Origin of the sequence: Endozoicomonas atrinae (genome assembly GCF_001647025.1) — a bacterium.
GTDB classification, from domain to species: Bacteria; Pseudomonadota; Gammaproteobacteria; order Pseudomonadales; family Endozoicomonadaceae; genus Endozoicomonas; species Endozoicomonas atrinae.
Genome location: NZ_LUKQ02000610.1, coordinates 1 through 1,042, shown reverse-complemented (window position 1 = coordinate 1,042; position 1,042 = coordinate 1). Strand labels below are relative to the sequence as shown.

Annotated in this window: 2 pseudogenes; one reads left to right on the top strand and one right to left on the bottom strand. The window is 47.1% G+C overall.

Annotated elements, in window-relative coordinates:
- Nucleotides 1-476 (top strand): annotated as a pseudogene (locus tag AK963_RS29515) (hypothetical protein); the annotation flags it as partial.
- A gap of 390 nt (nucleotides 477-866) precedes the next feature.
- On the opposite strand, the pseudogene AK963_RS32865 reads toward AK963_RS29515, so the two are convergent.
- Nucleotides 867-1,042 (bottom strand): annotated as a pseudogene (locus AK963_RS32865) (IS256 family transposase); the annotation flags it as partial.

Sequence of the window (1,042 nt, the reverse complement as noted above, 5' to 3'; positions counted from 1 at the left end):
GTGATTTCAGGTTTAGCAAAAGGGACATCAGGACCGTGGATGTCACTGTGGTCAACCGTTATCGTGACCCGAAACGCGCTTGCCTGCCCATTGACGAGGAACAACTGCAAGGGATCATCAGCAGCAGCAAGGCGATTGTGGACGCGGCCCTGAACAAGGCAGAGGCGAAAGCCCGGCAGAGGCAGGAGGCAGAACAGTGGTTCCGTAAGGTACCGACTGGCAGCAAATCGGTTGACCTGTTTGATCCTGTCATCCACAAAACACCCGCCGATACGATCCGGCAGATGATGCAGTTCCCAAAGCTGGCGCATTATGTGACGGTCATGCCCGACGATACCAGCGATATTGAAACCCTGTTGCTGGACAAGGTGGCCAGAACATTCAGGGAGCACCCACAGTTAAAACCCAGCACCCTGATAGCCATGTGGTATGGGACACCGGAGGGGGAGTTGTTGCAGGGGATTGTGAGTAAGTAATGCCAATTCAACGGGGGGGCAGGAGGCGGTCCTTGGAATAGATTGTTAGCTGCAATGACCCTAACTTAATGATTTATATGGTTGAAAGGCAATAGCTCTTGCTGATGAACCATTATTTTTCAAATCAAGTTCTTGGCATACAATTCTGTATATATACTTGGAAAATCCGCCGGGATAAGGCCATGTTTCATAATTGTTTTGCATTGTTACAATGCCGGAAATATTAGGGTAATGTTTACCCAAGTTTTTTCGTGTTATGTGTCTTGATAGTTCACTGCTGAGAGTAAAACCCATTTCAGACATATCAAATATCAATCTCGCCAACTCAGTTGCTTGCTCTGTATCTAAATCGAGCCTGTAAATAATTCTGTGTAAACGCCACCAAAACTATTACTCCTTGAACCGGTCAGGAAACATAATTTCAAACCGGTTCATGGCTGCTTTCCAGTTCCTGATCGGCATGGTCCATTTCTCGGAAGCTTTTTCCATGGCCAGATAGATTACCTTCATGACTGACTCATCAGTCCGAAAAATCTTCCGGTTCTTGATCGCCTTACGAATGACGC